This window comes from Planktotalea sp. (genome assembly GCF_039984035.1).
In the GTDB taxonomy this organism is placed as follows: domain Bacteria; phylum Pseudomonadota; class Alphaproteobacteria; order Rhodobacterales; family Rhodobacteraceae; genus Planktotalea.
This window is the reverse complement of sequence record NZ_JBDWVM010000171.1, coordinates 1-5254: the sequence shown is the minus strand read 5'-3', so window position 1 is coordinate 5254 and position 5254 is coordinate 1. Positions and strand designations below refer to the sequence as shown.

Annotated in this window: 7 protein-coding genes; 3 read left to right on the top strand and 4 right to left on the bottom strand. The window is 55.9% G+C overall.

Features of this window, described 5'->3' with window-relative positions:
* Window positions 1-418 (top strand): zinc finger domain-containing protein (locus ABJQ89_RS07745; protein WP_348495678.1); only part of this gene is annotated, 418 nt, incomplete at its 5' end.
* Window positions 419-421: 3 nt separating this feature from the next.
* Complete coding sequence (locus ABJQ89_RS07740) at window positions 422-1258, top strand: DMT family transporter (protein WP_348495677.1); 837 nt, start codon at window positions 422-424, stop codon at window positions 1256-1258.
* On the opposite strand, the gene ABJQ89_RS07735 is transcribed toward ABJQ89_RS07740, so the two are convergent.
* From ABJQ89_RS07735 to fsa, 4 genes are all read right to left on the bottom strand, one after another.
* Window positions 1245-1940: a CDP-alcohol phosphatidyltransferase family protein gene (locus ABJQ89_RS07735; RefSeq protein ID WP_348495676.1), complete on the bottom strand. Its 696-nt coding sequence runs from the start codon at window positions 1938-1940 to the stop codon at window positions 1245-1247. The genes ABJQ89_RS07740 and ABJQ89_RS07735 overlap by 14 nt on opposite strands.
* 96 nt (window positions 1941-2036) lie before the next feature.
* Window positions 2037-2957, bottom strand: coding sequence for a tyrosine recombinase XerC (locus ABJQ89_RS07730; protein ID WP_348495675.1), 921 nt, complete (start codon window positions 2955-2957; stop codon window positions 2037-2039).
* Window positions 2954-3661, bottom strand: a complete 708-nt coding sequence (locus tag ABJQ89_RS07725) for a DUF484 family protein (protein ID WP_348495674.1) — start codon at window positions 3659-3661, stop codon at window positions 2954-2956. The genes ABJQ89_RS07730 and ABJQ89_RS07725 overlap by 4 nt, the downstream gene beginning before the upstream one ends.
* Window positions 3662-3709: 48 nt before the next feature.
* Window positions 3710-4363, bottom strand: a complete 654-nt coding sequence (gene fsa, locus ABJQ89_RS07720; RefSeq protein WP_348495673.1) for a fructose-6-phosphate aldolase — start codon at window positions 4361-4363, stop codon at window positions 3710-3712.
* Between the two features lie 57 nt (window positions 4364-4420).
* On the opposite strand from fsa, the gene ABJQ89_RS07715 reads away from it, so the two are divergent.
* On the top strand, window positions 4421-5254 hold an 834-nt coding region (locus ABJQ89_RS07715; protein WP_348495679.1), incomplete at its 3' end, for a DEAD/DEAH box helicase.

Sequence of the window (5254 nt, the reverse complement as noted above, 5' to 3'; positions counted from 1 at the left end):
CTTGGAAGATTTCGTCGAAACACCAGCGGAATGGCGTAACGATGAGCTGGCGGCGAAATGGGCCTCTGTCCGCGCGGCCCGCCGCGTTGTGACAGCCGCGCTCGAAGTGCAGCGTACAGAGAAGGTCATCGGTGCATCGCTCGAAGCGGCGCCGACGGTCTATGTCGCGGATGCGGACTTGCGCGCGGCGCTGGAAAGTGTGCCGTTTGATGACATCGCGATCACCTCTGCGATCACAGTGTCTGGTGATGCGGCTCCGGAAGGGGCTTTTACATTGCCTGAAATCGAAGGCGTTGCGGTGAGCTTTGCCAAGGCGGATGGCGAGAAATGCCAGCGGTGCTGGAAAATCTTGCCAGACGTGGGCGCGCATAAACAGACCGGTGTTTGCGGACGCTGCTCGGATGCGCTAGTTGGCTAACGCGTGAGCCTCACCGTATTCCTTGCCGTCCTTGGGGCGGCGCTGCTGCATGCCAGCTGGAATGCGTTGATCAAAAGCGGGGTGAGCAAGCTCACCTCGATGCTGATCCTTACGATGGTTCAAGGCGGGGGCGGTGCGTTGATCGCGCTGACCCGCCCATTTCCCGATCAAACGATTTGGCCATGGCTGCTTGCCTCTGGCGCGTTTCATGCGGGCTACAAACTGTTCCTCGCCTTTGCATATGAGCAGGGCGATCTGAGCCGTGTCTACCCAATCGCGCGCGGCGTTGCACCGATGTTGGTGCTGTTATCGAGCGGCTTCGTTCTCAGCGATAGCCTGTCAGGGCAAGAAGTTTTCGGCATTCTGGTTTTAGGCTGTGGCATCTTGATGATGGCGCGTGGGGTGTTCGCGAATGATGAATCGCGTCGTTTGCTTCCCTTTGCGCTCGGGTCGGCGCTGATGACAGCAGGTTATTCCATCGTCGATGGGCTTGGTGCGCGTTTGTCGGGGGATACGGTGACTTATGTCGCATGGCTCTTCGCGCTAGATGCGCTGCTGTTCACACCTATCTGTATCGCCTTGCGGGGCACTTCGGTTCTTAAGGCAAGCGGCAAAGATTGGGCGCTCGGTAGCGTGGCAGCGGCCGCCTCTTACGGCGCCTATGCAATCGCCGTTTGGGCCATGACCGTTGCACCCATAGCTTTGGTCACGGCCTTGCGCGAAACTTCTATTTTGTTCGCGGTGCTGATCGGATGGCTGATCATGGGTGACAAAATGGATCGCGGCAAAGCAATTGCCGCGACATTCATCGTTGTCGGCGTTGTACTTACGCGTCTTTAGCTGGGATGACCTGCTGCGCGATTCCCGCGAAGGTCAGATAGATAGACGTCACAACCAATCCCCAATGTGCCCAGCTTTGTGGGTGGAAATCGACCCAAGCAGCCCATCCTGCAAAGAACGTCCATGCCAATGCGATCGGCAAGGACAGCGTGCGCCAACGTTCGGTGCGGACGGGGTGGATGAACTTCAAAGGCACAAACATTGCAATTGCCAAAGCCGTAACGAGGCAAAGCGTGACCCAATGTTCTGGTCGTATGGCAAAGATCACAATGATTAACATGTTCCAGCAACCGGGGAAGCCAGAGAATGAATTATCTTTTGTTTTCATGCGCGTATCTGCGAAATACATCGCGGATGCGAAGGTGATGATGATAATCGCAACCCAGCCCGGCCAACCTGGCAAGAGACCCGATGTAAACAGGGCGAAGGCAGGAATAAAGACGTAGGTCAGATAGTCGATGATCAGATCGAGCAGGACACCATCAAACTGCGGCGCGTAAGTCTTCACGTCATATTTGCGCGCAAGAGGGCCATCAATGCCATCAACAGCAAAGGCCACCACGAGCCAAAGGAACATCAGATCCCATTTGGCCTGAACGGCGGCGAGCATGGCAAGCATTGCGAAAACCGCGCCTGTGGCGGTGAGGAGATGGACGGCGAGTGCGCGATTTTGTGGTGTCATGAAGGGCGTCATGACCTATTTTTGCCCGCTGCGCAAATTTCTTCGTGCGGATTTGCGCGCTGCGGGGATATTTTGAAAATGTGACGCGTGTTTGCGTCAGGCTTTTGGATGCGCGCTGGCGTAAACTTCCATCAGCCGCGCTGTGTCGACAGCGGTGTAGGCTTGCGTTGTTGATAGGGATGCGTGGCCAAGGAGTTCCTGAATAGAACGTAGATCACCGCCCGCGCTGAGCAAATGGGTCGCAAAGCTGTGACGCATGGCGTGCGGTGTCGCCGTCGCGGGTAGACCAAGCTGCATGCGCGCTTTGGCCATGACCTCTTGGACCGCGCGGGGATTGAGCGCGCCGCCGCGAATGCCGCGAAAGAGGGGCGAATTGGGTTCCATCGGATGCGGGCAGATTTTGATGTAGCTTTCAACGGCCTCGCGCGCAGCGGGTAGAACCGGAACAACGCGTTCTTTGCCACCTTTGCCAAGAATACGGAGGCTGCTGGGCAGGGGTACATCTGCGCCTGTTAGTCCAAGGGCTTCGGAAATCCGCAGACCGCAGCCATAGAGTAAAGTCAAAACCGCGCTATCGCGTGCCGCGACCCACGCGTGGGGCGTTTGAAGCTCGACCGTTTCAATCATCGCCTTTGCCGCATCTTCGGCTAAAGGGCGGGGCAGTTTCTTTTGAAACTTCGGGGCGCGAATGGTGAGCACGGCTGTCGGCTCAAACCCTTCGCGCTCTGCCAACCAGCGATAAAAGCTTTTGACGGAGGAGAGTTTGCGCGCAAGAGAACGTGCGCCCACATCTGTGCCACGCGTTGCCGCCATCCAAGCACGCATATCGCGGGTGGTGATCCGTGCAAGCGCCGCAAGGCCTTGGGACTCGCCGCTGTATTCGGTCATGAAGGCGATAAAATCGACCGTGTCCGCATTGTAAGCTTTGATCGTGTTTTCTGACGCGCCATGTAGCGATTTTTGCGTCTCCAGCCAGTGCTGGAGCGCATCGCGCGCGGCTGGGGAGATCAAGCTCAAGACAACCAGCGACGCATGGCGCGTTCAAAGACACCGCCGAAAAAGGCCAAAAGGTCAGAGCCTTGCTGCGGTGTGAATTGATGCGGATCTTCAGCGCCCATGACCAGCATGCCGGGCAGGCGGCCTGTTCCGAAATCAAGAGTAAGGCAAGCTTCTGAGCGCACCCATCCCGCGGCTTCGCCATAAATGGCTTCATTGCCTTCGGACAATTGGCGCAAAGTCACGTTGCGGCTGGGGCGATCTGGGTGCCCGCCAAGGTATGTTGCGATAAATCCGGGTTCTGCGACGCAAAGCACATCGGAGAGCTTGCTCACGGTTGGATCATCGTCAGCCTGAACAGATTCAAGAACAAGGCGAATGCAATCAACGCGCAAGATTTCTGCGACTTCGCCGCCCAAATCCATCAGGAACGTTTGGAAATCAACGGGATCAAGCATACGCAAAATGGCGCGGTGCACCTGATTGGTGCCTGCCAGATTCTCATAAGCAGCTGCGATAACAGAGCGATGTGTGTCCTCGAGGCGATCAAGCCGCGCTTCCAAGCGCTCCATCGCGATGCCGCGTAGATCGACAATATTGCCGCCCATTGTGCGTTCATTTGCTTCGATCAAAGCCTTCATCAGGTCTTTGTCTTCGAGGATCACATCGGGTCGGGTGATGATCCGCTCGCGCAGATCATCTGTCATTTCAGCACTGGTGGTCATTCTGCTCTCGTTCTTTTTTCTTAGCGTTTAGCACAAGAGCAGAAAAAATCAGAGAATATTCTGACCTGTTTTTTCCCAATCAGCCATGAACTGTGCCAGACCTGCATCGGTCAGCGGGTGATCAGCCAACTTTTTGATAACCGCAGGAGGGGCTGTCATGACGTCCGCGCCGATCATTGCGGATTCAAGCACGTGGTTCACGGTGCGGATAGACGCGACCAGAATTTCAGTGTTGAAGTTGTAGTTGTCATAGATCGTGCGGATGTCGCTGATCAAATCCATACCATCGATGTTGATGTCATCAAGGCGACCGACGAAAGGCGAGATGAATGTCGCGCCAGCTTTTGCGGCGAGCAAAGCTTGGTTCGCGGAGAAGCAGAGTGTGACGTTAACCATCGTGCCCTCAGAGGACAGCGTCTTACATGTTTGAAGGCCAGCCCATGTGAGCGGCACTTTAACTGTGATGTTGTCTGCGATCTTCGCCAGTTTGCGACCTTCTGCGATCATTTCTTTCGCGTCTGTTGCCACGACCTCAGCAGAAACAGGACCGTCAACCAATGCTGCGATTTCTTTGGTCACTTCCAGAATGTCGCGGCCAGATTTCATGATCAAGGATGGGTTGGTTGTGACGCCATCCACCATGCCGAGGTCATTGAGTTCTGCAATTTGATCGATTTCAGCGGTATCTACGAAGAATTTCATGGCGATGGTCCTTTGATGGGTTGGCCTTAGTTGGATGAGGCTTTACCTCATATACCTATGTTCGAAAAGTCCCATAATGATAGCGCTAACAAGGGCGAGGTTGATTTCTTTCACGAAGGTCAAATGGTCGGCGTGTGGACGACGCAGCCGTTGGGGCGAATGCTTGACTATAAAGCGCCTGAAGGTGGCTGTTGGCTGGGGGCATTTGTTGAGGTGCCTTTGGGGCCACGAAAAGTGCTTGGTGTCGTTTGGGGGCCGGGCAAGGGCGACTATGACATTAATAAAATTCGCAAGATTATGCGTGTGCTGGATGTGCCCGCTATGCGCGGTGAGCTGCGCGAGTTTCTGGAAAAAGCTGGCGCTTATACGCTGACGGATATGGAAAGCATGTTGCGCCTTGGCGTGCGTGCGCCGGGGCTTGGTGATCCACCGTCGATGCGAAAAGTTTACCGCAAGGGCGACGTAGAACCGGATCGCATGACAGAGCCGCGAGGGCGCGTTCTGGATGCGCTGGATGAATACGCTGATCTGTCCTTTACTCTGAAAGAACTCAGCGAGGCGGCTGGCGTGACCTCTTCCGTCGTCAAAGGGTTGGTTAAACTGGGTGCGGTGCATGAGGAAGACACGCCGCGCGATTTGCCCTTCGCGCGCCTTGATCCCGAAATGCCCAGCAAAGACCTTGCGCCTGATCAGGCGGAAGCAGCCGGTTTCCTCAAGGAAGGCGTAGCATCGGGCGCGTACGGCACCACCTTGCTGCGCGGTGTGACTGGGTCGGGCAAGACCGAGGTCTATCTCGAAGCTGTTGCCGAATGCCTGCGCAAGGGGCGGCAGGCCTTGGTTTTGCTGCCTGAAATTGCGCTTACGGCTGAGTTTTTGACCCGCGTTGAAGCG

Excerpts from the sequence above, each read along its gene's own strand:
- fsa (WP_348495673.1), bottom strand. The coding sequence starts at position 4,363 with ATGAAATTCTTCGTAGATACCGCTGAAATCGATCAAATTGCAGAACTC.
- ABJQ89_RS07735 (WP_348495676.1), bottom strand. The coding sequence starts at position 1,940 with ATGACACCACAAAATCGCGCACTCGCCGTCCATCTCCTCACCGCCACA.
- ABJQ89_RS07725 (WP_348495674.1), bottom strand. The coding sequence starts at position 3,661 with ATGACCACCAGTGCTGAAATGACAGATGATCTGCGCGAGCGGATCATC.